This is a genomic window from Mesorhizobium monacense, from assembly GCF_056781675.1.
In genome coordinates, this window is the sequence record NZ_CM165567.1 from 5,532,653 (window position 1) to 5,555,336 (window position 22,684).

The 22,684-nt window shown below is 63.6% G+C and carries 29 protein-coding genes; 7 read left to right on the forward strand and 22 right to left on the reverse strand.

Annotated features, from left to right (window positions below):
* Positions 1–7: 7 nt before the first annotated feature.
* The 7 genes from AC1RUK_RS26395 to gcvA all read right to left on the reverse strand — a co-directional run bounded on the left by AC1RUK_RS26395 (position 8) and on the right by gcvA (position 7,674).
* Positions 8–1,486, reverse strand: coding sequence for a mannitol dehydrogenase family protein (locus tag AC1RUK_RS26395; protein ID WP_481838294.1), 1,479 nt, complete (start codon positions 1,484–1,486; stop codon positions 8–10).
* Positions 1,487–1,575: 89 nt separating this feature from the next.
* The gene (locus tag AC1RUK_RS26400; RefSeq protein ID WP_481838293.1) at positions 1,576–2,346 is read right to left on the reverse strand and encodes an L-iditol 2-dehydrogenase; all 771 of its coding nucleotides are present in this window, start codon (positions 2,344–2,346) and stop codon (positions 1,576–1,578) included.
* A gap of 2 nt (positions 2,347–2,348) precedes the next feature.
* Positions 2,349–3,347: an ABC transporter ATP-binding protein gene (locus AC1RUK_RS26405; protein ID WP_481838292.1), complete on the reverse strand. Its 999-nt coding sequence runs from the start codon at positions 3,345–3,347 to the stop codon at positions 2,349–2,351.
* 46 nt (positions 3,348–3,393) lie between these two features.
* Positions 3,394–4,218 (reverse strand): carbohydrate ABC transporter permease, encoded by an 825-nt coding sequence (locus tag AC1RUK_RS26410; protein ID WP_120011784.1) that lies wholly within the window; start codon positions 4,216–4,218, stop codon positions 3,394–3,396.
* Positions 4,219–4,229: 11 nt separating this feature from the next.
* Positions 4,230–5,102 (reverse strand): carbohydrate ABC transporter permease, encoded by an 873-nt coding sequence (locus AC1RUK_RS26415; protein WP_436170304.1) that lies wholly within the window; start codon positions 5,100–5,102, stop codon positions 4,230–4,232.
* A 140-nt stretch (positions 5,103–5,242) separates the two neighbouring features.
* The gene (locus AC1RUK_RS26420; protein ID WP_481838291.1) at positions 5,243–6,553 is read right to left on the reverse strand and encodes an ABC transporter substrate-binding protein; all 1,311 of its coding nucleotides are present in this window, start codon (positions 6,551–6,553) and stop codon (positions 5,243–5,245) included.
* 212 nt (positions 6,554–6,765) lie between these two features.
* Entirely contained in the window at positions 6,766–7,674 is a 909-nt protein-coding gene (gene gcvA / locus AC1RUK_RS26425) for a transcriptional regulator GcvA (protein WP_481838290.1), read from the reverse strand.
* A gap of 110 nt (positions 7,675–7,784) precedes the next feature.
* Here gcvA and AC1RUK_RS26430 point away from each other — a divergent pair, with 110 nt between their 5' ends.
* Positions 7,785–7,970, forward strand: coding sequence for a hypothetical protein (locus AC1RUK_RS26430; protein WP_481838289.1), 186 nt, complete (start codon positions 7,785–7,787; stop codon positions 7,968–7,970).
* A gap of 21 nt (positions 7,971–7,991) precedes the next feature.
* Here AC1RUK_RS26430 and AC1RUK_RS26435 read toward each other — a convergent pair whose 3' ends face one another.
* Positions 7,992–8,951, reverse strand: coding sequence for a sugar-binding transcriptional regulator (locus AC1RUK_RS26435; RefSeq protein ID WP_436170300.1), 960 nt, complete (start codon positions 8,949–8,951; stop codon positions 7,992–7,994).
* Positions 8,952–9,195: 244 nt separating this feature from the next.
* On the opposite strand from AC1RUK_RS26435, the gene AC1RUK_RS26440 reads away from it, so the two are divergent.
* On the forward strand, positions 9,196–9,828 hold the full coding sequence (locus AC1RUK_RS26440; RefSeq protein WP_481838288.1) for an HAD family hydrolase: 633 nt from the start codon (positions 9,196–9,198) through the stop codon (positions 9,826–9,828).
* Positions 9,829–9,893: 65 nt separating this feature from the next.
* Here the strand turns inward: AC1RUK_RS26440 and AC1RUK_RS26445 are convergent, their stop codons facing one another.
* The 9 genes from AC1RUK_RS26445 to ureC all read right to left on the reverse strand — a co-directional run bounded on the left by AC1RUK_RS26445 (position 9,894) and on the right by ureC (position 16,540).
* A complete protein-coding gene (locus AC1RUK_RS26445) occupies positions 9,894–10,661 on the reverse strand; it encodes a class II aldolase and adducin N-terminal domain-containing protein (RefSeq protein WP_481838287.1) in 768 nt (255 codons plus the stop codon).
* A gap of 71 nt (positions 10,662–10,732) precedes the next feature.
* Positions 10,733–11,365, reverse strand: a complete 633-nt coding sequence (gene ureG / locus AC1RUK_RS26450; RefSeq protein WP_481838286.1) for an urease accessory protein UreG — start codon at positions 11,363–11,365, stop codon at positions 10,733–10,735.
* A complete protein-coding gene (locus AC1RUK_RS26455) occupies positions 11,362–11,802 on the reverse strand; it encodes a DUF3995 domain-containing protein (protein ID WP_481838285.1) in 441 nt (146 codons plus the stop codon). Before AC1RUK_RS26455 ends, ureG begins: the two co-directional genes overlap by 4 nt.
* Entirely contained in the window at positions 11,799–12,488 is a 690-nt protein-coding gene (locus AC1RUK_RS26460) for an urease accessory protein UreF (protein WP_481839385.1), read from the reverse strand. The genes AC1RUK_RS26455 and AC1RUK_RS26460 overlap by 4 nt, the downstream gene beginning before the upstream one ends.
* A complete protein-coding gene (locus AC1RUK_RS26465) occupies positions 12,463–13,086 on the reverse strand; it encodes an urease accessory protein UreE (RefSeq protein WP_481838284.1) in 624 nt (207 codons plus the stop codon). Before AC1RUK_RS26465 ends, AC1RUK_RS26460 begins: the two co-directional genes overlap by 26 nt.
* A complete protein-coding gene (locus tag AC1RUK_RS26470; protein WP_481838283.1) occupies positions 13,083–13,688 on the reverse strand; it encodes a glutathione S-transferase family protein in 606 nt (201 codons plus the stop codon). Before AC1RUK_RS26470 ends, AC1RUK_RS26465 begins: the two co-directional genes overlap by 4 nt.
* Positions 13,689–13,733: 45 nt before the next feature.
* Positions 13,734–14,327: a hypothetical protein gene (locus tag AC1RUK_RS26475; protein ID WP_481838282.1), complete on the reverse strand. Its 594-nt coding sequence runs from the start codon at positions 14,325–14,327 to the stop codon at positions 13,734–13,736.
* A 34-nt stretch (positions 14,328–14,361) separates the two neighbouring features.
* Entirely contained in the window at positions 14,362–14,796 is a 435-nt protein-coding gene (locus AC1RUK_RS26480; protein ID WP_481838281.1) for a hypothetical protein, read from the reverse strand.
* Positions 14,797–14,827: 31 nt separating this feature from the next.
* Entirely contained in the window at positions 14,828–16,540 is a 1,713-nt protein-coding gene (gene ureC, locus AC1RUK_RS26485) for an urease subunit alpha (RefSeq protein WP_481838280.1), read from the reverse strand.
* A gap of 164 nt (positions 16,541–16,704) precedes the next feature.
* Here ureC and AC1RUK_RS26490 point away from each other — a divergent pair, with 164 nt between their 5' ends.
* Together AC1RUK_RS26490 and AC1RUK_RS26495 are read left to right on the forward strand one after the other, a co-directional pair.
* Positions 16,705–17,076 (forward strand): hypothetical protein, encoded by a 372-nt coding sequence (locus tag AC1RUK_RS26490; protein WP_481838279.1) that lies wholly within the window; start codon positions 16,705–16,707, stop codon positions 17,074–17,076.
* Between the two features lie 147 nt (positions 17,077–17,223).
* Positions 17,224–17,712 carry a hypothetical protein gene (locus AC1RUK_RS26495; protein WP_481838278.1) on the forward strand — a complete coding sequence of 163 codons (489 nt, stop codon included), beginning with the start codon at positions 17,224–17,226 and terminating at the stop codon, positions 17,710–17,712.
* A gap of 83 nt (positions 17,713–17,795) precedes the next feature.
* On the opposite strand, the gene AC1RUK_RS26500 is transcribed toward AC1RUK_RS26495, so the two are convergent.
* From AC1RUK_RS26500 to AC1RUK_RS26520, 5 genes are read right to left on the reverse strand one after another with little or no spacing between them, the layout of a single operon-like run.
* Entirely contained in the window at positions 17,796–18,101 is a 306-nt protein-coding gene (locus AC1RUK_RS26500) for an urease subunit beta (protein WP_436170288.1), read from the reverse strand.
* An 8-nt stretch (positions 18,102–18,109) separates the two neighbouring features.
* Positions 18,110–18,703 carry a HupE/UreJ family protein gene (locus AC1RUK_RS26505; protein ID WP_481838277.1) on the reverse strand — a complete coding sequence of 198 codons (594 nt, stop codon included), beginning with the start codon at positions 18,701–18,703 and terminating at the stop codon, positions 18,110–18,112.
* A 35-nt stretch (positions 18,704–18,738) separates the two neighbouring features.
* The gene (locus AC1RUK_RS26510; protein ID WP_481838276.1) at positions 18,739–18,993 is read right to left on the reverse strand and encodes a DUF1272 domain-containing protein; all 255 of its coding nucleotides are present in this window, start codon (positions 18,991–18,993) and stop codon (positions 18,739–18,741) included.
* A 10-nt stretch (positions 18,994–19,003) separates the two neighbouring features.
* Positions 19,004–19,306 carry an urease subunit gamma gene (locus AC1RUK_RS26515; protein ID WP_095805092.1) on the reverse strand — a complete coding sequence of 101 codons (303 nt, stop codon included), beginning with the start codon at positions 19,304–19,306 and terminating at the stop codon, positions 19,004–19,006.
* Positions 19,307–19,334: 28 nt separating this feature from the next.
* Positions 19,335–20,171, reverse strand: a complete 837-nt coding sequence (locus AC1RUK_RS26520; protein WP_481838275.1) for an urease accessory protein UreD — start codon at positions 20,169–20,171, stop codon at positions 19,335–19,337.
* Positions 20,172–20,380: 209 nt separating this feature from the next.
* Between AC1RUK_RS26520 and AC1RUK_RS26525 the strand changes: the two genes are divergently transcribed.
* The 3 genes from AC1RUK_RS26525 (at position 20,381) to AC1RUK_RS26535 (ending at position 22,673) form a co-directional block, all read left to right on the forward strand.
* Positions 20,381–20,635 carry an acyl carrier protein gene (locus AC1RUK_RS26525; RefSeq protein WP_481838274.1) on the forward strand — a complete coding sequence of 85 codons (255 nt, stop codon included), beginning with the start codon at positions 20,381–20,383 and terminating at the stop codon, positions 20,633–20,635.
* A gap of 4 nt (positions 20,636–20,639) precedes the next feature.
* The gene (locus tag AC1RUK_RS26530; protein ID WP_481838273.1) at positions 20,640–21,848 is read left to right on the forward strand and encodes a beta-ketoacyl-[acyl-carrier-protein] synthase family protein; all 1,209 of its coding nucleotides are present in this window, start codon (positions 20,640–20,642) and stop codon (positions 21,846–21,848) included.
* Between the two features lie 120 nt (positions 21,849–21,968).
* The gene (locus AC1RUK_RS26535; RefSeq protein ID WP_481838272.1) at positions 21,969–22,673 is read left to right on the forward strand and encodes a glutathione S-transferase family protein; all 705 of its coding nucleotides are present in this window, start codon (positions 21,969–21,971) and stop codon (positions 22,671–22,673) included.
* The last annotated feature ends 11 nt before the right edge of the window (positions 22,674–22,684 follow it).

Consider the following 22,684-nt stretch of genomic DNA (forward strand, 5'->3'; position numbering starts at 1 on the left):
ACCGGCGTCAGAGCTGGCCGGCGAGATAGCGCGTCAGCGTCGTGCGCGCGCCGCTCGCCCATAAGACTTTGAGCGCATGCGCGAACGCTGCGGCGAAGACCGGCGAGCGGCCGACATCGCCATAGATGTCCTCCATGGCAAGCCAGGCGGATGGCGCATCCTTAGCGGTCCGCGACGCCGCCTGCAGCCGGTCCCAGTTCGGGTCGTTGGGCTCGATGACGGCGCCGCTGTCGGTCGTGCCGAAGCAGTAGCGGCACCAGAGCGCCGATTCCAGCGCCAACCCAGCGACGCTCTTTCCCGCCTTCAGCCGGTCGGCGATGGCCGGGATGATGAATTTCGGCTGGCGGTTGGAGCCGTCGAGGCAGAGCCGGCGGATGGTGTCGCCGATTTTCGGGTTGGAGAAACGGCGCTCGATGAGCTGATAATAGTCTTCCAGTACAGTGTCCGGCACCGGCGGCACGGTCGGGATGATCTCGTCGCGCGCAAGCTTGGCGAGGAAGCCGCGCACCAGCGGCTCCTGCATCGCCTCATGCACGAAATGAATGTCCATCAGTCCGGCCGGATAGGCGATCGTCGCATGACCGCCATTGAGAATGCGGATCTTCATCAGCTCGTAGGGCGCGACATCCTTGACGAACTGCACGCCGACTTTTTCCAGCGGTGGGCGGCCGTCGGTGAAATGATCCTCAAGGACCCACTGCTTGAACGGTTCGCAGAACACCGGCCAATTGTCCTCCAAACCGAAATCGCTGGCCAGGATGCCACGCTCGCGGTCGGTGGTGGCCGGCGTGATACGGTCGACCATGCCGTTCGGAAAGGCGACGTTGTCGCTGACCCAATTGGCGAGGTCCTCGTCGATCAGGCGGGCAAGGCCGATGACGCCGTCGGAGGTGACGTGGCCGTTGTGTGGGATGTTGTCGCAGGACATGACGGTAAAAGGCACGACACCGTCGCTGCGGCGACGCATCAGGCCGGCGAGGATCAGGCCGAAAACGGTCTTCGGCGTCGCCCCTGCCTGCGCATCGGCAACGATATCGGGATGGGTCGGGTTGAACACGCCGGAGGCCGGGTCGATGAAATAGCCGCCTTCGGTGATGGTCAGCGAAACGATCCTGATCGCCGGATCGGCAAGCCGCTCGATGATACCGGCCGCATCGCCCGGCATTAGAAAGTCGATCATGACGCCGGTGACGCGGGCGCTCATATGGCCCGAGTCCTGCTCGACCACGGTGGTCAGCCAGTCTTGTTCCTGCAGCTTGCCGCGGCCGACCTTCTCGCCCTCGAAGACGCCGGCGCCGACCAGCGCCCAGTCGTGGCCAAGGCCCGCATTGAACAGATCGTCGAGATAGACTGCCTGGTGCGAGCGATGGAAGTTGCCGACGCCGAAATGCACGATGCCGGCCTTGAGTGCCGAGCGATCGTATTTCGGGCCGGCGACCTCCGGGGGAAGCTTGGTGAGAATGGAAGACGAGAGTTTCACGGTCATCTGCTTTTACCCTTTGGCCGAACCCGGCTTTCGCGATCCCGGCGTCTTCTCCCCGCGGAGGTACGGGGAGAAGAGCGCCTTCGCCCCCCTCAACTCATCCACTGTCCGCCGTCGACATTGTAGGTCTGGGCGACGATGTATTCGGCGTCCTCGCTGGCCAGGAACACGGCCATGCCGGTCAGGTCTTCCGCTTTGCCCATGCGGCCGTAAGGCACGCTCTCGCCGACCAGTCTCTTCTTCTCGCCCTTCGGCCGGTTCTCGTATTTGGCGAACAGCGCATCGACATCATCCCACATGTCGCTGTCGACGACGCCCGGCGCGATGCCATTGACGTTGATGCGGTGCTTGATGAGGTCGAGCCCCGCCGACTGGGTGAGCGAGATGACGGCGGCCTTGGTGGCGCAATAGACGGCGACTAGCGGTTCGCCACGCCGCCCGGCCTGGCTCGCCATGTTGATGATCTTGCCGCCCTTGCCGCGCGCGATCATCGAGCGGGCGGCTGCCTGCAGCATGAACAGCGTGCCGGCGACATTGACCGAAAACAGCTTTTCGTAGCTCGCCTTGGTGATCTCGACGATCGGCGCCAGGTCGAACAGGGCGGCGTTGTTGACCAATATGTCGAGCCCGCCTGCTCTGGTCTCGACCGCCTTAACCGCTGCCTCGATCGACGCGAGATCGCTGACGTCGAGCTTGACCGCATAGGCTTTCCCACCGATCTCCGAAGCCGTCTTCTCGGCGGCTTCTAGGTTGATGTCGGCAATCCCCACCGTCGCGCCCTCGCGCGCATAGGCTTCGGCGAAGGCCTTGCCGATGCCGCGCGCCGACCCGGTGATCAGCGCCGATTTGCCGGCCAGGCGCATGCTTACATCGCCTTCCCGTCGGGGCCGAAGCGATGCAGCTTGGCCTTGTCCGGGGTCAGGTGGATGGTGTCGCCGTGATGGGCGGCGAGCTCGCCGTCGGCGCGTACCGTCAGCGGGCCGACACCGTCGGCCTGGACGTGCAGGAAGGTGTCGGAGCCGAGATGCTCGGCAACGCCGACGGTCGCTTTCCACTCGCCAGCCGTGGTCGAGATCTGCAGGTGCTCGGGACGAATGCCGATCGTCTTGGCGCCATGTTTGGCGGCGGACGCGCCTTCGATCAGGTTCATCTTCGGCGAGCCGATGAAGCCGGCGACGAACAGGTTCCTGGGCGTCTTGTAGAGCTCCATCGGCGAGCCGACCTGCTCGATATTGCCGGCATTGAGCACGACGATCTTGTCGGCCATGGTCATGGCTTCGACCTGATCGTGGGTGACGTAGATCATCGTCGTCTTGAGCTGGTGGTGCAGTTCGCTGATCTCGAGGCGCATGGTGCCGCGCAGTGCCGCGTCGAGGTTGGAGAGCGGCTCGTCGAACAGGAAGGCCGAAGGCTGGCGCACGATAGCGCGGCCGATGGCGACACGCTGGCGCTGGCCGCCGGAGAGCTGGCCGGGCCGGCGTTCGAGATAGTTGGTGAGGTTCAAGATTCGCGCCGCGTCCTTGACCTTCTTGTCGATGGTCGCCTGGTCCTCGCCCGCCATCTTGAGCGGGAAGGCGATGTTCTTGGCCACCGTCATGTGCGGGTAGAGCGCGTAGGACTGGAACACCATGGCCAGCTTGCGCTTGGCCGGCGCCTCGCCGGTCACGTCGCGGCCATCGATGTTGATGGTGCCGCCGCTGGTGTCCTCCAGGCCGGCGATCAGCCGCAGCAGCGTGGACTTGCCGCAGCCGGACGGGCCGACAAAGACGACGAACTCGCCATTCTCGATGACCAGGTCGAGGCCGGGGATGATGGACGTCGACCCAAAGGACTTGGAGACGTTCTTGAGCGTGATGTTTCCCATGGTTTCCTCCCGGGGGATTGGTGTCCGTCGTCCGCCTGCGGCGTTGTTATTTCACCGCGCCAAATGTCAGGCCGCGCACCAGCTGCTTCTGGCTGAACCAGCCCATGATCAGGATCGGCGCGATCGCCAGCGTCGAGGCCGCCGATAGCTTGGCCCAGAACAGGCCTTGCGGGCTGGAGAAGGAGCTGATGAAGGCGGTCAGCGGTGCGGCTTCGGTGGTGGTCAGCCGGATCGTCCAGAATGCCTCGTTCCAGGCCAGGATTATGTTGAGCAGCATGGTCGAGGCGATGCCTGGCACCGCCATCGGCGTCAGCACATAGACGATCTCGTTCCACAGCGAGGCGCCGTCCATGCGCGCTGCTTCGAGGATCTCGCCGGGGATCTCGCGGAAGTAGGTGTAGAGCATCCAGACCACGATCGGCAGGTTGATCAGCATCAGCATGACCATCAGGCCGGCGCGGCTGTCGAGCAGGCCCGAGTCGCGGAAGATCAGGTAGATCGGGAACAGCACGGCGACCGCCGGCATCATCTTGGTCGAGAGCATCCACATCAGGATGTCCTTGGTCCGCTTGGTCGGCGAGAAGGCCATCGACCACGCCGCCGGTATGGCGACGAGCAGAGCGAGGATGGTCGAGCCGACCGAGAGAAGCACCGAGTTCAGGAAGAACTTGAAGTAGCCGCTCTGCGCCTGGACCTCGGAATAGCTCTCGATGGTCCCGGACGGGATCAGGGCAAAGCCCTGGATCGCCTCCTGCTCAGACTTGAACGAGGTGATGATCGTGTAAAGGATCGGGAAGAAGATCAGCAGCGCGACGATCCATGCGGCCGCGGTCGCGATCGTCTTGTGCTGGGTGGTGACTGCACGTGCCATCTTAGCCTCCCTTACTTGTCCAGGTTCTTGCCGACGGCGCGCATGGCGAAGAAGGCGACGATGTTGGCGAGAATGACGGCGATCACACCGCCGGCGGATGCCTGGCCGATTTTGAACTCCAGCAATGCCTTCTGGTAGACGAGGAAAGGCAGGTTGGTGGAAGCGTAGCCCGGGCCGCCATTGGTGGTGACCAGGATTTCGGCATAGATCGACAGAAGGAAGATGGTCTGGATCAGGATGACGACGGTGATCGCCCGCGACATGTGCGGCAGCGTCAGATAGATGAAGCGGCTGACGAAGCCGGCGCCGTCCATCTCGGCGGCTTCCTTCTGCTCGCCGTCAAGCGACTGCAGGGAGGTCAGCAGGATCAGCGTCGCGAAGGGCAACCACTGCCAGGCGACGATAATGATGATCGCCAGCATCGGATGCTGCCCGAACCAGTCGATCGGCTGCATGCCGAAGAAACGCGCAATGTCGGCAAAGACGCCGTATTGCGGATGCATGATCATGTTCTTCCAGACCAATGCGGCCACCGGCGGCATGACGAAGAAGGGCGAGATGACGAGGATGCGGACAATGCCTTGTCCCCACATCGGCTGATCGATCAGCAGCCCCAGCGCGATGCCGCCGATCACCGTGATCAACAGAACACTGCCGACGAGGACAAGCGTGTTGAGGATCGACTGCAGGAAGGCCGGGTTGGAATAGAAAAGCGCGTAGTTCGAGAAGCCGACGAACCCATCGCGGATCGGGTTGAGCGGGTTGTACTGCTGGAAGGAGAACCAAATGGTGATGACCAGCGGCACAATCATCCAGACGAACAGCAGCACCACGGATGGCGCCATCATGAAGCGGGCAAGCGAGCGGGTCTGCTGAGTAGCCATGACGGTCACCCTCCAAAGGTCAGACAGATTTCAGAGTTGTGCCAGAATTTCCCGGGTTTTGAAGGTGGCCGCCCGAACTGGGATTCGGGCGGCCCCTGCCGGTCATGGTGTGCGACCGGCTTTCGGCACCGGGAGGAGCCTTACTTGATATAGCCGCCTTCGGTCATCGCCGCGGTGGCGGCGTCCTGGGCCTGCTTGAGGGCATCGTCGACGCTCGACTGGCCGGCGAGTGCCGCCGAGAAGAGCTGGCCGACGGTGGTGCCGAGACCCTGGAACTCGGGGATGGCGACGAACTGGACGCCAACATAGGGCACCGGCTTGACGGTCGGCTTTGTCGGATCGGCGGCGTTGATGGAGTCCAGCGTCATCTTGGCGAAGGGCGCTGCCTTCTGGTACTCGGGGTTGGCATAGAGCGAGGAGCGCGTTCCGGGCGGTGCGTTGGCCCAGCCTTCCTTCGACGCGACGAGCTCGGCATAGCCCTTGCTGGTCGCCCAGGACACGAACTTCTGTGCCGCGTCAGCCTTCTGCGTGCCGGCGGGAATGGCCAGCGACCAGGCCCACAGCCAGTTACCGCGCTTGCCGAGGCCATTGTCCGGCGCCAGCGCATAGCCGACCTTGTCGGCGACGGTGGATGCCTTCGGGTCGGAGACGAAGGAAGCAGCGACCGTGGCGTCGATCCACATGCCGCACTTGCCCTGCTGGAACAGCGCCAGGTTTTCATTGAAGCCGTTGGAAGAGGCGCCCTCCGGACCAGCGGCCTTCATCAGGTCGACATAGAACTGCAGCGTGTTCTTCCATTCCGGCTGGTCGAACTGCGGCTTCCAGTTCTCATCGAACCAGCGGGCGCCGAAGGAGTTCGACATGGCGGTCAGGAAGGCCATGTTCTCGCCCCAGCCGGCCTTGCCGCGCAGGCAGACGCCGTTCACGCCATTGGCGCGATCGGTCATCTTCTCGGCGGCCTGCTTGATGAAGTCCCAGGTCGGTGCGTCGGGCATGGTCAGCCCGGCCTTCTCAATCAGGTCCTTGCGGTACATGACGAAGGAGCTTTCGCCGTAGAAAGGCGCGGCATAGAGCTTGCCGTCGACCGAAAGACCGCCGGCGATGGCCGGAATGATGTCCTTGGCGTCATAGTCGTCGCCGAGCTTGTCGAGCGGCAGAAGCCAGCTCTGCTTGGCCCAGATCGGAACCTCGTAGGTGCCGATGGTCATCACGTCGTACTGGCCGCCCTTGGTGGCGATGTCGGTGGTGACGCGCTCGCGCAGGACGTTTTCCTCGAGCGTGACCCAGTTGAGCTGGATGTCGGGATTTTTGCTGGTGAAGTCGTCCGTCAGCTTCTGCATGCGGACCATATCGCCATTGTTGACGGTGGCGATGGTGATGGATTCGGCGTGCGCGGCGAACGCAAGAGCGCTGGCCGACAACAGGCCCAGTGTGAGCGTGCGAAGTTTCATCAAATTCCTCCCATAAACCAAGATGAGCATTTGCCTTGGCTGTGAGCAATTACTCACTTGGCGTTAAATATGTCAAGTCGGATTCGTTGCTGCAGCGCAACACGACGAAGCCGCGCGGCATCGTGCGCCGGGCGCATGGAGGACGTTAGACGATGGATGTCGCGGCAGGGACGCTGCGGATCCCGGCAACGAGTCGCGGGAAAGCTGGCTGCCTACTGGCGGGCGATCTCAGTCAGGATCCAGTCGCGAAAAGCGCGGATCTTCGGCGCGTTGCGCCGTGTCTCGGGATAGACCAGCCAATAGGCATGACCGTCGTTGCCGACCAGGTCGAAGGGCTGGATCAGGCGGCCGTCGGCCAGTTCGGCCTTGAACAGCGACCTGGTCAGGATCGCCACGCCATGGCCGGCGATGGCGGCATTGGCCTCATAGGCCTGCGCGCCCATGCGGCTCTCGGGTCGGCTGGCGAGGTCGTGCGAATGCACGCCGGCGGCAGCAAACCATTCCTTCCACCAGATGTCGCCAGGGTCGAGGATGGGCAGCCGCAGCAGATCGGCCGGTTCCTTCACACCACCAATGCTCGCCGCCAGTTTGGGACTGAGCATCGGCGTGAAATCCGCATCGAGAAGCTTGTGGGCCTCCAAGCCTGGCCAATTGCCGCTACCTGAGCGGATGGCGAGATCGACTTCCTCGCGGGCGAAGTCGGTCAGCCGGCTCGACGTGTCGAGCCGCACCGCCAGCGCAGGATGGGCGATCTGGAACGAGCCCAGGCGCTGCGCCAGCCAGTTGGAGGCAAAGGTCAGAACTGTGGTGACGCACAGCAAGCTATCCGCGCCGGTGCGTGCGGCGGCATCGGCCCCGCTCAACAACGCAAACGCCTCGCTGACGGCAGGCGCCATGCGCTGCCCGGCCTCGGTCAGCGCGATCTGCCTTGGCTGACGCAGGAACAAGGGGCCGCCGACGCGCTCTTCCAGAAGCTTGATCTGATAGCTTGCCGCCGCTTGCGTCATGCCGAGTTCCTCGGCAGCCCTGGTGAAGGAGAGATGCCGCGCCACTGCCTCGAACACCCTGATCGCCTGCAGCGGAGGGAGCTGGGAAATCTGTCGCGCCTCAAGATTCGGCATAAGTCCTCCTTATGGGCCATGATCGACGTTTGATTGGAAGCGAGCCCCGATCCTGCCGATATCTGGGGGCGACGATAACTCTCGTCTAGACATATCGGAGGCTGACGATCATGACCACGGTACAGGAAAAGCTGTCTTTCACGCCAGGCCAAGGCTGGTTTTCGTGGCTGGCGCGTGGATTTGCGCGGCACACGGCAAAGCGGCGGGCCTACATCGACATAAGGGAGCTGTCGCCGCATCTGCAGCGCGACATGGGTTTCCTCGACGGCAACGACCCCAGCGAACCGTATAGATAGGCTTGCCTGTCTTATGCAAAGTCAGCTGGCCGCGAGCAGGGCCGCGGCGGTGCGCTCATCGGTGATGAGGCCGTTGACCAGCCGCCGGTTCACCGCCGCCTGGATGCCCGGCAGCTTGCGTTCGCCCATGGCGAGCGCAATGACCAGCGACTTTTCGCGGGACGGCAGCGCCGCCGACGAAACCCGCTCGTTGGTAATGCCCTCGATCATGCGGCCTTCGCGGTCGAACACCCAGCCGACGATCTCGGCGATGCCGCCGGCTTTCTGCAATGCCTTCAACTCGCTTTCCGAAATGAAGCCGTCCTCGTAGAGCGGCGCCTTCGGGCCGAGGTCGCCGATGCCGACGAAGGTGACGTCGGCCTCTGCCGCCAGCGCCAGCGTCGGCTGGATCATCGGCTGGGCGAGAAGCATCTCGCGTTCCTCCGGCGAAGAGGCGATGACTGGCAGCGGCATCGGGAACGAGCGTGCCTTGACCCTGTCGGCCATGGTGAAGATGACGTTGTAGAAGGCGGCCGAGCCGTCGGGCGAGATGTTGCCGGTCAACGAGACCACCTTGTGCTGCGGACACTCCATCGGCGGCAACTGCTCGATCGCGGCCTTCAGCGTGCGCCCGGTGCCGATCGCCATGACGATCGGCGCCGGCGATCTTAGCCGTCTCTCGATCTCGGCCGCGGCCGCCTCGGCAACGCCAACGATGGTGGAAGAGGAGGTCGGGTCGCTCGGCACGACCTCGACCAGATCGAGCGCGAAGCGCGATTTCAGCCGCGCCGCAAGATCGAGGCAATTGGCGATCGGGTGATCGACGCGCACCTTGATCAGCCCTTCGGACACCGCCAGCGACACCAGCCGCTGCGCCGTCTGCCTGGAGATGCCGAGGGTGGCGGCGATCTGGTCCTGCGTGTTGCCGGCAACATAATAGAGCCAGCCGGCGCGCGCTGCGTCGTCCAACCGGTTGCTGCCGCCGTCCTGCCGCGAATTCACGTCCTGCCTCCCAAGCCCCGCCTAGTATGCAAGCGGGCGCCTTAGCTTACAAGGAATGGCGCCATGCGCAATTGTCTATCACAAGGGGCAATTGCTTAGGCCCTTTGGCATGCCTGACCGGACTCTGGCATCATAAACCGGGCCTCCGCGCAGAGGCTGCAGCTGCGTCAATATCGGGGATCGCGGGTTCGACGGTTTATCTCCGGACACAAACGCTTTATGGGGGTCACAAAAGGAGCCTTGCATGACGCCGAAAGCGGTTTTCTGGGATATGGACGGCACGCTGGTCGACAGCGAACCGCTGCACGAGGCGGCCCTTGTGGCGGCGCTGCGCAGCGTCGGCATCGCGCCGCCGACCAATCTGCATGAGCGGGTGCTGGGCGTCGCCGCATGGCCGGTCTACGAGATGCTGCGCGAGGAGTTCGGCCTCGACCTGCCCTTCGACGACTGGATCGTGCGCAAATACGATCACTATTTGCCGATGGCCGAGACGCTGAAGCCGCGCCCCGGCGCGATCGAGATCTTCAACGAACTGCGCGAACGCGGCGTGCAGCAGGCGGTGGTCTCCAATTCCGACCGGCTGATCGTCGATGCCAACTTGCGCGCAGTCGGCCTCGTCTATCCCGGCATGAAGACGATCAGCCGCAACGACGTGCACGAAGGCAAGCCGCATCCCGAGCCGTTCCTGCGCGCCGCCTTCCTGGCCGGCGTCGAGCCGGCTGACGCCGCGGCGGTCGACGACAGCCGCACCGGCGCCATGGCCGGGCTGGCGGCGGGAATGCGCACGATGTTCTGGCCGGAAGCGCCGATGGAAGGGCCGCTAGGTGCGACCGTCATCAACAGCGCCGAAGATCTGCGCCGGGAATTCGGGCTTTAGAGCAATTCCAGGAAAAGTGCCTAGCGGTTTTCCGTCCGGAATTGCGTCAAACAAAGAGATAGCTCTCAGTTCCGATAGACCGGTTCCTGCTCGTCGAGGATCGCCTTCAATTCGCTGAGATGCCGTTCGGCCTGGCCGGGATAGTCGTCCATTTCGCTCGCTGTCTTCTCGGCAATGGCGTCGGACAGCGTGCGCAGTGGACGGCCGGTCCACAGCGCCTTGATGTAGGTCTCGGCGGCGCGCTCGAAATAGAACATGCGGTTGAAGGCATCGGCGACGTTATCGCCGATGACCAGCACGCCGTGATTGCCCATGACCATCACCTTGACCTTCGGATCGGTCAGAAGCTGCGAGCAGCGCTCGCCCTCCTCTTCGAAGGCCAGCCCGCCATAGTTGGCGTCGACGACATGGCGGTTGAAGAACATCGCCGAGTTCTGGTCGACCGGCGGCAGCCGCGAGTCGGCGAGCGAGGCGAGCACGGTGGCGTGGACCGAATGCACATGCATGACGCAGCGCGCATGCGGCACATTGCGATGGATGGCGCCGTGCAGGCCCCACGCCGTCGGGTCGGGCGCATTGGGGCCGGAGAGCGTCTCGGGAACGTTGGCGTCGATGAGCAGAAGATCGCTGGCCTTGATGCGCGAGAAATGCACCTGGTTGGGGTTCATCAGGAATTTGGTACCGTCCTCGTTGATGGCCAGCGAGAAATGATTGGCCACCGCCTCGTGCATGTTGAGCCGCGCCGTCCAGCGGAAGGCGCAAGCGAGATCGACGCGCTCCTCGTAGAAGGGCAGATTGGTCAGCGGCTCTTTCTGCAGGCGGGCAATGCTCATCGAAAAACTCCATTTTCCCGAGAATGCCGCGCCCAAAGCAGGCCAGCAATGGCAAACTGATGGCGCAGCTGTTAGGCCGCCGAGCGGGCCGACTGCAACCCGCCATGCTCGACGATGAAATCGATCACCTCCTGCAGTCCCTTGCCGCGCGACAGGTCGGTGAAGCCGAAGGGCCGCTTGCCGCGCATGCGGGCGGCATCGCTCTCCATGACATCGAGGTTGACGTTCACATAGGGCGCGAGATCGCTCTTGTTGATGACAAGGAAATCGGAGCGCGTTATCGCCGGGCCGCCCTTTCTCGGGATCTCCTCGCCCTGGCAGACCGAGATGACATAGAGCGTCAGATCAGCGAGATCGGGCGAGAAGGTGGCGGCAAGGTTGTCGCCGCCGGACTCGATGAAAATGACGTCGAGATCCGGGAATTTTTTGTTCAGCTCGGCGATCGCCTGCAGATTGATCGAGGCGTCCTCGCGGATGGCGGTGTGCGGGCAGCCGCCGGTCTCGACGCCGACGATGCGGTCTTCGGGCAGCGCCTGCAGCCTGGCCAGCATCATGGCGTCTTCCCTGGTGTAGATGTCGTTGGTGACGACGGCGATAGAGAACTCGTCGCGCAGCGCCTTGCAGAGCTTTTCGGTGAGCGTCGTCTTGCCGGAACCGACAGGACCGCCGATGCCGATGCGAAGGGGACCGTTGGCCTGGGTCATGCGGGGAACTCCGTGATGGCAAAGACGGCAAAGCCGAGCCCGATCAGCAGGCACAGCGGCGAATAATAGCGGACATCGAGCCGCGCGAAAGGCTGCTCGGGCGTGAGCCGCCGCCACCAGGGCGTGAAGCCGGCAATGCCGCGCCCGAGGAAGACCAGCGCAATCAGCATCGACGTGGCGGCAAGACCGACCTTCGGAAAAGGCGAGGCAAAGACGCCTTCGAGCGCCATCGGCCACAGCGTCGCCAAGGCAAGGCAGGCGGCAACGGCAAAGCTGGCAAAGGGCGAGGGCATCTCACTGATGCCGCGAAAGCCAACGACAGCATGGGCGCAGGAGGCAGCGTCCCTGCCCGGCCAGACACCGCCAATGCCCCAATAGACATGCAGAACGGTGATCACGAGCAGGACGAACGACAGCGCAAAGGCGAGGAGGATCATGAGCGGAACAGCCGCGAATATTGGGTTTCGTGCTTCATCGCCATGACGTCGGAAACGAAGGCGCAGCCGCCGAGATCGTCTGTTGTCGAGAGGGCGGCACGGGCCGCCGTCGCCAAGGCCAATGGTTCGAAGCCGGCGAGCAGCGCGGTGGCGTCGCTTTGGCCGACGACGCCGAGCCGGATCGCGGCCTGGACGAGGTTGGAGAAGAAGGCCTGCAGAAAGGCAGACAGTGCGTCCTGCAAGGCGATGCCGTTGCCGCCGGCAACCGCGCCGACGGCGACGCAATAGGCGCAGTCTTCCGGCAGACGGTCCAGCACCTGAGAGGGCCATGCCGATGCCGCTTTCAGGAAGGCGGCGCCCTGCAGCATGGTCTCGACATGGCGTTCGCGCGAGCCGGCCAGGGCTTCGGCGAGTGCGGCAATCTCGTCAAGGTCGCCGGCGTCGCGGACGCGCCGCCAGGCTTCGGCGAACAGCACGGCATCGTTCCAGCCCGAGCCCATCTCGATCAGCGTTTCCAGCCAGGCGGCGAGGCTTTGCCTGTCGGTTATCAGGCCGTCATGCACGGCGCGTTCGAGGCCATGGCTGTAGGAAAAGCCACCGACAGGAAAGGCCGGCGACAGCCACGCCATCAGCCGCAGCAAGGCGATGCCGGAAGGCTGGTCAGTCATGGTGATGATGGTCGTCATCATGCGAATGGGAATGACCATGGCTGTGCGAGTGAGAATGCGATTCGCTGTGCGAGTGGGAATGCGCTTCGGCATGGCTGTGCGCATGCGCCTCGGCATGGGCATGACCGTGATCGTGGCCATGGCCGCCATGACCGGAATAGGCGCCGCGCACTGGCTTGAAGGGTTCGGAGACGTCGCTCACCGTAGCGCCGAGCCCTTCAAGCATCGCCTTGATGACATGGTCGCGCAGGATCAGGATGCGGTCGGTCTCGATTGCCGCGGCGAGGTGGCGATTGCCGATATGCCAGGCGAGCTCGGCCAGATGCACGGCGTTGCGGGCGCGAATGTCATAGACCTCTTCATGCGCCGCGACGATCTCGACATGGCGGCCATCCTCCAGCACCAGCCTGTCGCCGTCGTTCAAGGCAACCGCCTCCGGCAGATCGACAAGCACCTTCTCGCCGCCTGACGTCTCGATGGCGCGGCGACGCAGGTGCCGCTCGTCGTGAGCAAGCACAGCCTTGGCGCAAGGCACGGTCGTTCCCGTCTCCGCGGCGGCAAGCACCGAGACGGCGCGCGGAAACTTGGTGAAGTCGGTGCGGATGTCGAGCTTCATCTGGAAGATCCTCCATTGGCCTGCGCACGGGCGCGGGCTGGACGGGCCAGCACGCGGTCGAAATAGGCGTTGACGCTGTCGGACTCTATCCGAAACCGGCCGGCGCGGGCCCAGCCACCCATATCGCCCAAAAGCACGTCGATAGCGGAAAACCGGTCGCCGAGGGCAAAAGGCTTGTCGCCAAGCCGGCGGTCCAGCACCTTGACCTCCGTGGCGAAGTCATGCGCCGCGGCGGGGCCGACATCGACCCGCACCTCCTTCGGCAACAGGAAGCGGTGGCGCACTTTGTTCCACAGCGGTGCCTCGAATTCCGACTGGGCAAAATGCATCCAGGAATCCATCTCGGCGCGGCCGGCGAGACCGGGATTGGCGCCCATGCCCTTATCCGCGTGCTTTTCGCCGAGATAGACGCAGATCGCCGCCGAATCCGTCACCTTCAGCTCGCCGTCGATCAGGATCGGCACCTTGCCGGACGGGTTCAGCGCATAGGCTTCCGGCGAGCGCAATTTGACCTCGACGAATTCATAAGGCTGCCCGAGTTCCTCGAGCATCCAGAGAACACGACTGACCCGGGATCCGCGCGATCCGACGGCCTTGTACATTGTTGAAACCTGCCTTTTCCGAGAAACCTAGACCATCCGCTGCCGTCATACGATCGTGTCGAAGAGCCGCAGGATGAACGATACCTGATAGATCAGCGTGCCGGCGACGAAAACGATGTGAAAGCGGCGATCGCGGACCAGGATGGCTGCGATGCACAGCGCGACGAAAACCGGCGTGCGGATGAGATATTCATTGCCGTAGTGGGCGAAATGCTCCGGCCCTTTCAGCAACGTGTCGACGGCATCGAGCAGATAGGTCATCGCCAGCAGGCCAAAAAACCAGGCGCGGCGCGAATAGAAGAAATCCTCGTAGCTGGTGTAGTCGAGCATGGAGTCCGGGAACAGCGGCGCGCAAAGCAGGAACAGCGTGACGGCATAGAAGATGAGGAACAGGTACGTGCCGAAGGTCCAGGTCTCGATGGCGTAGAGGCCGAATTCCCACCACCAGAAATGCACCAGCAACAAGAGCATGGAGCCGACCCAGGCCAGATGCACGGGATAGAGCTTGTACTGGCCGGGATGCTGGACGATGCGGGCAAGCCCCGACAGCAGGCGGGTGACGCCGAGGCCGATCACCATGCCCATGACGATGCGGATATGCGGAAAGATATCGTGGGGAGAGGCTATTTCGGTGGCCATGCCTGGGTTCTACCGGCTGCGTCGACAGTTGCGGCTAGTCATACCAGAGCCATAACTTTCGGTAACCGGCCGGAACTTCAACCTGCTCGGCGGGTAGGTGATTTACATCTCCTTCCCAGGTTTCGTCCGGCTCAAAGCCTGACGGCAGCCAGCCAATCACATGTTCTTCGCTGGCGCGCGTTGTGATCACGACCTTGTCAGAGAACGGCCATTCTCCATCATCACACTGCACGATTGCTATCCGGACGTCGTGAACTTCAGGCCTTTTCCGTATCGATTGAAATGCAGCTAGAACCGTATCATTGTCCGGCGCCTCCGGGCTGTTGCACAGCAATCCGGCTTGACCTTCAGCTCCATCGAAATATTCTTCCAATGTAACAAGAGGCATAGCGAGCGGAGCAACGCCGCCATTGTATTTTTGCAGCGCGCCCATCCTCGAAATCAGGGCTGTTTTCTTCTGGTCGTCCATGGCGTGTCCGAATGCGTTCTAGGATACGACCCTAAAACAGAAAATACCTCTGCGCCATCGGCAGCACGGTTGCCGGTTCGCAGGTGAGCAGCTCGCCGTCGGCGCGGACCTCGTAGGTTTCGGGATCGACCTCGACATGCGGCGTGGCGTCGTTGAGCACCATCGAATGCTTGCCGATGCCGCCGCGGGTATTTTCGACCGCGACCATGGCCTTGTCGACGCCGAGCCTGGCCTGAAGGCCGGCGTCGAATGCGGCTTTCGAAACAAAAGTAACCGAGGAGTTGGTCAGCGCCTTGCCATAGGCGCCGAACATTGGCCGGTAGTGCATCGGCTGCGGCGTCGGGATCGAGGCGTTGGGATCGCCCATGGGAGCCGCGGCAATCGAGCCGCCGACCAGCACCATCTCCGGCTTGACGCCGAAGAAGGCCGGGTTCCAAAGCACGAGATCGGCGCGTTTTCCCACCGCGATCGAGCCGATCTCCTTGGACAGGCCGTGCGCGATGGCCGGGTTGATGGTGTATTTGGCGATGTAGCGGCGGACGCGGAAATTGTCGTTGTCGCCGGTCTCCTGCGGCAGCGATCCGCGCTGGCGCTTCATCTTGTCGGCGGTCTGCCAGCAGCGGATCGCGACTTCGCCGACACGGCCCATGGCCTGCGAATCCGAGGAGATGATCGAGAAGGCGCCGATGTCGTGCAATATGTCCTCGGCCGCGATCGTTTCCTTGCGGATGCGGCTTTCGGCAAAGGCGATGTCCTCGGGGATCGACGGCGAAAGGTGATGGCAGACCATCAGCATGTCGAGGTGCTCGGCCAGCGTGTTGACGGTGTAGGGCCTGGTCGGATTGGTCGAGGACGGGATGACGTTGGGCAGGCCGCAGACCTTGATGATATCGGGCGCGTGGCCGCCGCCGGCTCCTTCGGTGTGAAAGGCATGGATGGTGCGGCCCTTGATCGCCGCGACCGTGTTTTCGACAAAGCCGGACTCGTTCAGTGTGTCGGTGTGGATCATCACCTGCACGTCATAGTCGTCGGCGACCGACAGGCAGCAGTCGATGGCCGCCGGGGTCGTGCCCCAGTCCTCGTGCAGCTTCAGCGAACAGGCGCCGGCGAGCACCATTTCTTCAAGTGCGGCCGGCAGCGAGGCGTTGCCCTTGCCCGACAGGCCGATGTTCATCGGGAAGGCATCGAAGGACTGGATCATGCGCGCCATGTGCCACGGCCCCGGCGTGCAGGTGGTTGCCAAGGTGCCGTGCGCCGGTCCGGTGCCGCCGCCGAGCATGGTGGTGATGCCGCTCATCAGCGCTTCCTCGATCTGCTGCGGGCAGATGAAGTGGATGTGCGCATCGAAGCCGCCGGCGGTCAGTATCTTGCCCTCGCCGGCGATGATCTCGGTGCCAGGGCCGATGATGATGGTGACGCCATCTTGAGTATCCGGATTGCCGGCCTTGCCGATGGCGGCGATGCGGCCGTCCTTGAGGCCGATATCGGCCTTGAAGATGCCGGCCGACGCATCGATCACCAGCGCGTTGGTGATGACGGTGTCGACAGCGCCTTGCGCTCGCGAAACCTGGCTCTGGCCCATGCCGTCGCGGATGACCTTGCCGCCACCGAACTTCACTTCCTCGCCGTGAACGGTGAGGTCTTTTTCCACCTCGATGAACAATTCGGTGTCGGCAAGCCGCACCTTGTCGCCGACCGTCGGGCCATACATCTGCGCATAGGCGGCGCGGGTAATTCTAGCCATCAGCAATTGCTCCCGAAATGCGGCTGCGAAGCCATGCCCCACATTGCCGCCATCCTATGGTCACGCAATGACCTGCTAAGCGACACCTTGTGTTCCCATTTGGCGGTTGAGGTGGGCGAGTCACCCCAAAACGACCGTTTGCCAAATCGATGGAAGGAAGATCCATGCGCAAAACGATACTTCTTGCAGCCGCCGCCACCCTGGCGTTGGCGAGCGCAGCCAGCGCTCAGCAACAGCCCGCGCAGCAACAGCCCAGCCAGCCGCCGGCCGCGCCCAACGCGCAGCCCGCCGTGCCGACGATCCAGAGCGTGAACATCGTCGACATCACGGAACTGCCCAAGGACACCCAGACGCAGGTCAACCAGGTGATCGCCCAGCGCGGCGAGGCCGGTTTGCAGAAGCTGCGCAGCTCGATCGACGCGACGCCGAAGGTCAAGTCGGCGCTGGAAGCCAAGGGGCTGACCTCGGCGCAGGTGATCGCCGCCAGCATGAACACCGACGGCGCGCTGACCTTGATCACAAAGAAGGCGAGCTGATCCGGGAAAGCGAGCTGACGCGTGGCTGCGGCGGGCCGGCACCCGGCCCGCCCGCCACATCAGAAAGGGAACCTTCGCCGGGCGGGATTCGTTTCTATCTTTTCGCGCTGAACCGCGTCCCGAAAAGAGTTCCATCTGGAGCGAGCGATGGCGATCACCCCTACCACAAGATGGCTGCAAGCGATGGCCGTGCTGGCGCTTCTCGCTGCGGCCGGTTCCGACACCGAGCTCAACGCGCAAGGGCTTGGAAGCACCGAGACCGTCGACCGCATCATCGGCTCGGAGGTCAAGCAGGAAGAGACCAGGACAAGCACCGAAGCCGGGAAGGTCAGCACCGCGATCGACCGGACGCGTGAAAACATCGGCACGGTGCGCAAGACGTCCAAGCTCGACAAGGTCGATATCGTGTTCCTCACCGACGCGGCGCGCAGCGAAGGCGGCCCGCCACCGGCGATCGAGACCAAGATCAAACAACATCAGGACGATATCGCGGAACTGCGCAAGGAGATCGAGGCGAACGCGCTGCTGTTCAATGCCATCGATTCCAGGCGCGTGGCCGCCGAGGACGTTCTCGCCGTCGAGTTCGATGATCCGGGAAAAGTCGTCATCTATGCGGCGGCCAAGCCGTCGGGCTGAACCGAAAGCGCTGCTTGTTTGCACGCATGTCGTTGCCCAAAAACCGCCCAGCACTTTTGGGCGACATGCATCAGCAATCGATCTCACAGCTTGCCCATCACCTTCTGTTGAAAGCCGTAGACCTCGCGCTTGCCGCCGAGCGGCACCAGCGTTACGTCGCGCTCCTGACCGGGCTCGAAGCGCATCGCCGTGCCGGCGGCGATATCGAGGCGCATGCCCCGCGCCTTGGCACGATCGAATTTCAGACCTTCATTGGTCTCGAAGAAGTGATAGTGGCTGCCGACCTGGATCGGCCGGTCGCCGCTGTTGGCCACTTTCAGCGTCACAGTCGGCAGGCCCTTGTTCAGTTCGATTTCGCCGCTTGCGGTGATGACTTCGCCCGGGATCATCTGGGGCCTCACAGCACGCCGAAGACAAGGCCGACGCCAACGGCCGCGCAGGCGGCGCCGGCGGCGCGGGCAAGTCCGCGGAAGCGCACACCAAGGCCGAGACCAGCCGCAATACCCGTCGCGTGGAGCAGCGCGGTGGCAGCGGCAAAGCCGGCCATGTATTCCAGCCCGCCGGCGTTTTCAGGAACCTCGGTGCCATGGGCGTGACCATGGAACAGCGCGAACAGGCCGATTATGGCGACGCCGGCCGAAACCGGCAGATCAACCGCCAGCGCCACCAGCAGGCCCAAGGCCACGACAGAGGCCAGGATGCCGGGTTCGACGAAGGGCACCGGCAAATGCAGCATGCCGAGCGCACCGCCCACCAGCATGACGCCGACAAATGCCGCCGGCCATGCCCAGATTGCCTTGCCGCCGTTGAGCGCCGCCCACAGCCCGACAGCGATCATCACCGTCATGTGGTCGAGGCCGGACAGCGGATGCATGAAGCCGGCGGTGAAGGACGAGGTGATGCCGACGCCGACATGAGCGTAGGCGGGCATGGCAGCGGCGAGCAGCAGGATCGCCGAGAGCGCGGTGCGTTTCATCGGAGCTGATGTCATCGAAATGCCTTCTCTGCTGACAGGGGTTATGCCGGTCATGCGGCCTTGCGGGGACCGCAGCCCCCGGCCTTGAGCACGCGTTTGGTCGAAGCGGGATATCTTTGCAGCATCGCCGCCGGGCGGATCGGCCGCGCCGACAAATTGCCGCCGCAGTTCGGGCAAGTGCCGCCGAGCACTTTTTCCAGGCAATCGGCGCAAAAAGTGCATTCGAAGGTGCAGATCAGCGCATCCGTCGCCTCCGGCGACAGGTCCTTGTCGCAGCATTCGCAGTTTGGGCGCAGCTCGAGCATCTTTATCTCCTCACCGTATCGGTTCGTGCACGGTCACCAGCTTGGTGCCGTCGGGAAACGTCGCCTCGACCTGCACGTCGTGGATCATCTCGGCGATGCCGTCCATCACCTGCGCGCGGGTGACGACATGGGCGCCGGCCTCCATCAGTTCGGCGACCGGGCGGCCGTCGCGGGCGCCCTCGACGACGAAATCGGTGATCAGCGCAATCGCCTCCGGATGGTTGAGCTTGACGCCGCGCTCGAGCCGCTTGCGCGCCACGATCGCCGCCATGGCGATGAGCAGCTTGTCCTTTTCCCTCGGCGTCAGGTTCATGCGTTTTCCTGGATTGACCTAGTCAGAATCAGAGTGACCATAATTTGGGCAGACCCGCCCGTCCGTTGAGCAATTCGACAAGCGGAACCAGCCGCTTGCGGAGCTGGTAGCCGTCCTCGGCAAACAGCCTCGCAAGAAGCTTGCCAGATTTTTTCACGCTCCAGGCACTGGCGTCACCCTCGCCACCGATGATTGCGCGAACCGGATCGAGAAACGCCTCGGCGCGCGGCGAGACCAACAGCACCGTCGTCATCGCAGCGGCGCCGCCGGCGACGGCCGCACGGCCAAGGCTGGCGGCAATATCCGGTCCGATACGGAAATCCTCGGCGTGCACAAACGCGCCGCCCTGGCGGACGCGCCAGCGGTCGTGAAAGCCGCCATGCGTCGTGCGCTCGCCCATGGCCAGGCGGCCGAAGACGGTGGCCTCGAGCAGCAGCGCCTCGGCATCGGCGGCTAGCTCGACGTCGAGCGTGCGGGCGAAGGCCGCCCGATCGAAGACGATGGTTTCCTGCGGCAGCCAGGCGATGCGGCCCCCGGCGCCGACGGTCAGCCTCACCCGCACCTCGGCGCGATCCGATGCCGCGCGATAGATTTTTTCGCAGGCCTGGGTGGTGATCGAGGCCGAGGCGCCGGCGCCGACATCCGCCTCCCAGCCGAGACGATCGCCGCCGGTCAGGCCGCCGGCGGTGTTGATCAGCACGGCTTCGAGCGGATCGGCCGAGACTGCCGGCATGCGGATCTTGGCCGAACCGTCCTGATAGAGACGCCGAAGGCGCGTGCGACCATCGCTCTTGCCGCAGAAAAGCCTGGCTCGCCCCGCAACACGCTGGGCCGCGGGCGCTGAAGTCGAGATAGTTTCCATCATGTCCACACGACCAACGTTAAGCACTCCCGTGGCTTTGTCGATATATAGCTTGTTGCTTCACAACGTTTCGGTTTCTATAGAGGGAGCCACCTTGGAACGGTCACGCAGCGCCTGGCGGGGTATAGGGCGACGACGACGATGTGAATCCGGGGACAAAGGGGCGCTGATCAGTCGGCGTCGGGAAACGACAAAGTTGGGGAAGAAACCGAATGGCTGACCAGCTGGCAACGGACATCATCGCGAAGATCAAGGCTCATGCCGAGCCTGGCGGCGAAGAGATCACCGCCAATACCGAATTGACGTCGCTGGGCATCCATTCGCTGGAACTGACGGAGATCATCTTCGATCTCGAAGAACAGTATGGCATCGAGATCGAGATGAACACGGTCGATGCCTGGAGCAATTTGAAGAATGTCGGCGACATGGTCGAGGCAGTTCGCGCGCTGATCACGAAAAAAGCCTGACCGAATGCTGAAACGCGTCGTCATCACCGGCATCGGCGGGATCTGCGGGCTCGGCACCAATGCACCGGCAATCTGGAGCGAGATGCGGGCCGGCCGCTCGGCGATCGGCCCGATCGACAATCCGCTGCTGCATGATTTGAAGGTCAAGATCGGCTGCGAGATCAAGGCGCTGCCCGAGCACGGCATCGACCGCAAGCAATTGGTATCGATGGACCGCTTCAGCCTGCTGGCGGTGATTGCCGCGCGCGAAGCCATGCAGCACTCCGGATTGACCGCGCATGCCGACAACACCTACCGGATGGGCACCATCGTCGGCGTTGGGGTCTGCGGCTTTGAGGCGATCGAGGAAAACTATCGCGCGATTTTGATCGAGAAAAAGAACCGCGCCGGCATCTTCACGGTGCCGAAAGTCATGCCGGGCGCAGCCTCCGGCCAGGTCAGCATGCATCTCGGCCTGCGCGGGCCCGTGTTTGGCGTCACCTCGGCCTGTTCGTCGGCCAACCATGCGATGGCCTCGGCGGTCGACCAGATCAGGCTCGGCCGCGCCGACGTCATGGTCGCCGGCGGCACCGACGCGCCGCTGGTCTGGGGCGTGCTGAAGGGCTGGGAGGCGCTGCGCGTTCTGTCGCCTGACACATGCCGACCGTTCTCGGCCGATCGCCAGGGCCTGATCCTCGGCGAAGGCGCCGGCATGGCGGTGCTGGAAAGCTACGACCACGCCATGGCGCGCGGCGCCACCATCCTGGCCGAGATTGCCGGCACGGGCCTGTCCGCCGACGCCTCCGACATCGTCGCGCCGACCATTGAAGGACCGGAAGCGGCGATGCGCTTCTGTCTCGCCGATGCCGGGCTCAATCCGGAGGATGTCGACTACCTTAACGCGCACGGCACCGGCACCAAGGCCAACGACCAGATCGAGACGGCGGCGATCAAGCGCGTCTTCGGCGAGCACGCGCATTCGCTCGCCATCTCCTCGACCAAGTCGATGCACGCACATTGCCTCGGCGCCTCGGGCGGCTTGGAGATGATCGCCTGCGTCATGGCGATCCGCGAAGGCATCGTGCCGCCGACGGCGAATTTCCGCGAAGCTGATCCCGATTGCGATCTCGACGTGACGCCGAACGTGGCGCGCGAGCGCAAGGTGCGCGTCGCGATCAGCAACGGCTTCGCCTTTGGCGGCACCAATGCGGTGCTGGCCTTCAAGGCGGTCTGAGGCCGTCCTGCACCATTTGCCCGGAACTTTTGCCGGCCATATTGATCGGGGCCGGGCCTGCTCCTAATTCTTTGCGACCCGCCCCTTGCGCCTGTTCCGCACCCGATCCCGGAGCCTTCCATGACCGACCTGTCCGCCTTTCCGATCACCAAGCGCTGGCCGGCCAAGCATCCAGACCGCCTCCAGCTCTATTCCGCGACAACACCCAACGGCGTGAAAATCTCGATCGCGCTGGAGGAACTCGGCCTTCCCTACGAGGCGCATGCGGTCAACATCGGCAAGAACGAGAGCTGGACGCCGGAATTCCTGTCGCTGAACCCGAATGGCAAGATACCGGCGATGATCGACCCGAACGGTCCCGGCGGCCAGCCGATCGGCCTGTTCGAATCCGGCGCCATCCTGCTCTATCTCACCGACAAGACCGGCAAGCTGATCCCTGCCGATCCGATCCGGCGCTACGAGACGATCCAGTGGGTGTTCTTCCAGATGGCCTCGATCGGACCGATCTTCGGACAGGTCGGCTTCTTCAACAAATTCGCCGGGCGCGAGATCGCCGACAAGCGGCCGCTGGAGCGCTACCGCGACGAATCGCGGCGGCTGATCGGCGTGCTCGAAACCAGGCTCAAGGGCCGGACATGGATCATGGACGACGACTACACCATCGCCGATATCTCGATGCTCGGCTGGGTACGCAATCTGATCGGCTTTTATGAGGCGCGCGGACTGGTCGGCTTCGACGATTTTCCGATCGTCGGCGCCTGGCTGGAGCGCGGCCTTGCGCGACCGGCCGTGCAGAAGGGCCTGACCATTCCCGCAAGGGGCTGAACGCGGCCTGC

What these genes read in the sequence shown, in the direction of transcription:
- AC1RUK_RS26395 (WP_481838294.1), bottom strand. Translation starts at nt 1,486, where the DNA reads ATGACCGTGAAACTCTCGTCTTCCATTCTCACCAAGCTTCCCCCGGAG.
- AC1RUK_RS26400 (WP_481838293.1), bottom strand. Translation starts at nt 2,346, where the DNA reads ATGCGCCTGGCCGGCAAATCGGCGCTGATCACCGGGTCGGCGCGCGGC.
- AC1RUK_RS26405 (WP_481838292.1), bottom strand. Translation starts at nt 3,347, where the DNA reads ATGGGAAACATCACGCTCAAGAACGTCTCCAAGTCCTTTGGGTCGACG.
- AC1RUK_RS26410 (WP_120011784.1), bottom strand. Translation starts at nt 4,218, where the DNA reads ATGGCACGTGCAGTCACCACCCAGCACAAGACGATCGCGACCGCGGCC.
- AC1RUK_RS26415 (WP_436170304.1), bottom strand. Translation starts at nt 5,102, where the DNA reads ATGGCTACTCAGCAGACCCGCTCGCTTGCCCGCTTCATGATGGCGCCA.
- AC1RUK_RS26420 (WP_481838291.1), bottom strand. Translation starts at nt 6,553, where the DNA reads ATGAAACTTCGCACGCTCACACTGGGCCTGTTGTCGGCCAGCGCTCTT.
- gcvA (WP_481838290.1), bottom strand. Translation starts at nt 7,674, where the DNA reads ATGCCGAATCTTGAGGCGCGACAGATTTCCCAGCTCCCTCCGCTGCAG.
- AC1RUK_RS26430 (WP_481838289.1), top strand. Translation starts at nt 7,785, where the DNA reads ATGACCACGGTACAGGAAAAGCTGTCTTTCACGCCAGGCCAAGGCTGG.
- AC1RUK_RS26440 (WP_481838288.1), top strand. Translation starts at nt 9,196, where the DNA reads ATGACGCCGAAAGCGGTTTTCTGGGATATGGACGGCACGCTGGTCGAC.
- AC1RUK_RS26445 (WP_481838287.1), bottom strand. Translation starts at nt 10,661, where the DNA reads ATGAGCATTGCCCGCCTGCAGAAAGAGCCGCTGACCAATCTGCCCTTC.
- ureG (WP_481838286.1), bottom strand. Translation starts at nt 11,365, where the DNA reads ATGACCCAGGCCAACGGTCCCCTTCGCATCGGCATCGGCGGTCCTGTC.
- AC1RUK_RS26455 (WP_481838285.1), bottom strand. Translation starts at nt 11,802, where the DNA reads ATGATCCTCCTCGCCTTTGCGCTGTCGTTCGTCCTGCTCGTGATCACC.
- AC1RUK_RS26460 (WP_481839385.1), bottom strand. Translation starts at nt 12,488, where the DNA reads ATGACGACCATCATCACCATGACTGACCAGCCTTCCGGCATCGCCTTG.
- AC1RUK_RS26465 (WP_481838284.1), bottom strand. Translation starts at nt 13,086, where the DNA reads ATGAAGCTCGACATCCGCACCGACTTCACCAAGTTTCCGCGCGCCGTC.
- AC1RUK_RS26470 (WP_481838283.1), bottom strand. Translation starts at nt 13,688, where the DNA reads ATGTACAAGGCCGTCGGATCGCGCGGATCCCGGGTCAGTCGTGTTCTC.
- AC1RUK_RS26475 (WP_481838282.1), bottom strand. Translation starts at nt 14,327, where the DNA reads ATGGCCACCGAAATAGCCTCTCCCCACGATATCTTTCCGCATATCCGC.
- AC1RUK_RS26480 (WP_481838281.1), bottom strand. Translation starts at nt 14,796, where the DNA reads ATGGACGACCAGAAGAAAACAGCCCTGATTTCGAGGATGGGCGCGCTG.
- ureC (WP_481838280.1), bottom strand. Translation starts at nt 16,540, where the DNA reads ATGGCTAGAATTACCCGCGCCGCCTATGCGCAGATGTATGGCCCGACG.
- AC1RUK_RS26490 (WP_481838279.1), top strand. Translation starts at nt 16,705, where the DNA reads ATGCGCAAAACGATACTTCTTGCAGCCGCCGCCACCCTGGCGTTGGCG.
- AC1RUK_RS26495 (WP_481838278.1), top strand. Translation starts at nt 17,224, where the DNA reads ATGGCGATCACCCCTACCACAAGATGGCTGCAAGCGATGGCCGTGCTG.
- AC1RUK_RS26500 (WP_436170288.1), bottom strand. Translation starts at nt 18,101, where the DNA reads ATGATCCCGGGCGAAGTCATCACCGCAAGCGGCGAAATCGAACTGAAC.
- AC1RUK_RS26505 (WP_481838277.1), bottom strand. Translation starts at nt 18,703, where the DNA reads ATGACATCAGCTCCGATGAAACGCACCGCGCTCTCGGCGATCCTGCTG.
- AC1RUK_RS26510 (WP_481838276.1), bottom strand. Translation starts at nt 18,993, where the DNA reads ATGCTCGAGCTGCGCCCAAACTGCGAATGCTGCGACAAGGACCTGTCG.
- AC1RUK_RS26515 (WP_095805092.1), bottom strand. Translation starts at nt 19,306, where the DNA reads ATGAACCTGACGCCGAGGGAAAAGGACAAGCTGCTCATCGCCATGGCG.
- AC1RUK_RS26520 (WP_481838275.1), bottom strand. Translation starts at nt 20,171, where the DNA reads ATGATGGAAACTATCTCGACTTCAGCGCCCGCGGCCCAGCGTGTTGCG.
- AC1RUK_RS26525 (WP_481838274.1), top strand. Translation starts at nt 20,381, where the DNA reads ATGGCTGACCAGCTGGCAACGGACATCATCGCGAAGATCAAGGCTCAT.
- AC1RUK_RS26530 (WP_481838273.1), top strand. Translation starts at nt 20,640, where the DNA reads ATGCTGAAACGCGTCGTCATCACCGGCATCGGCGGGATCTGCGGGCTC.
- AC1RUK_RS26535 (WP_481838272.1), top strand. Translation starts at nt 21,969, where the DNA reads ATGACCGACCTGTCCGCCTTTCCGATCACCAAGCGCTGGCCGGCCAAG.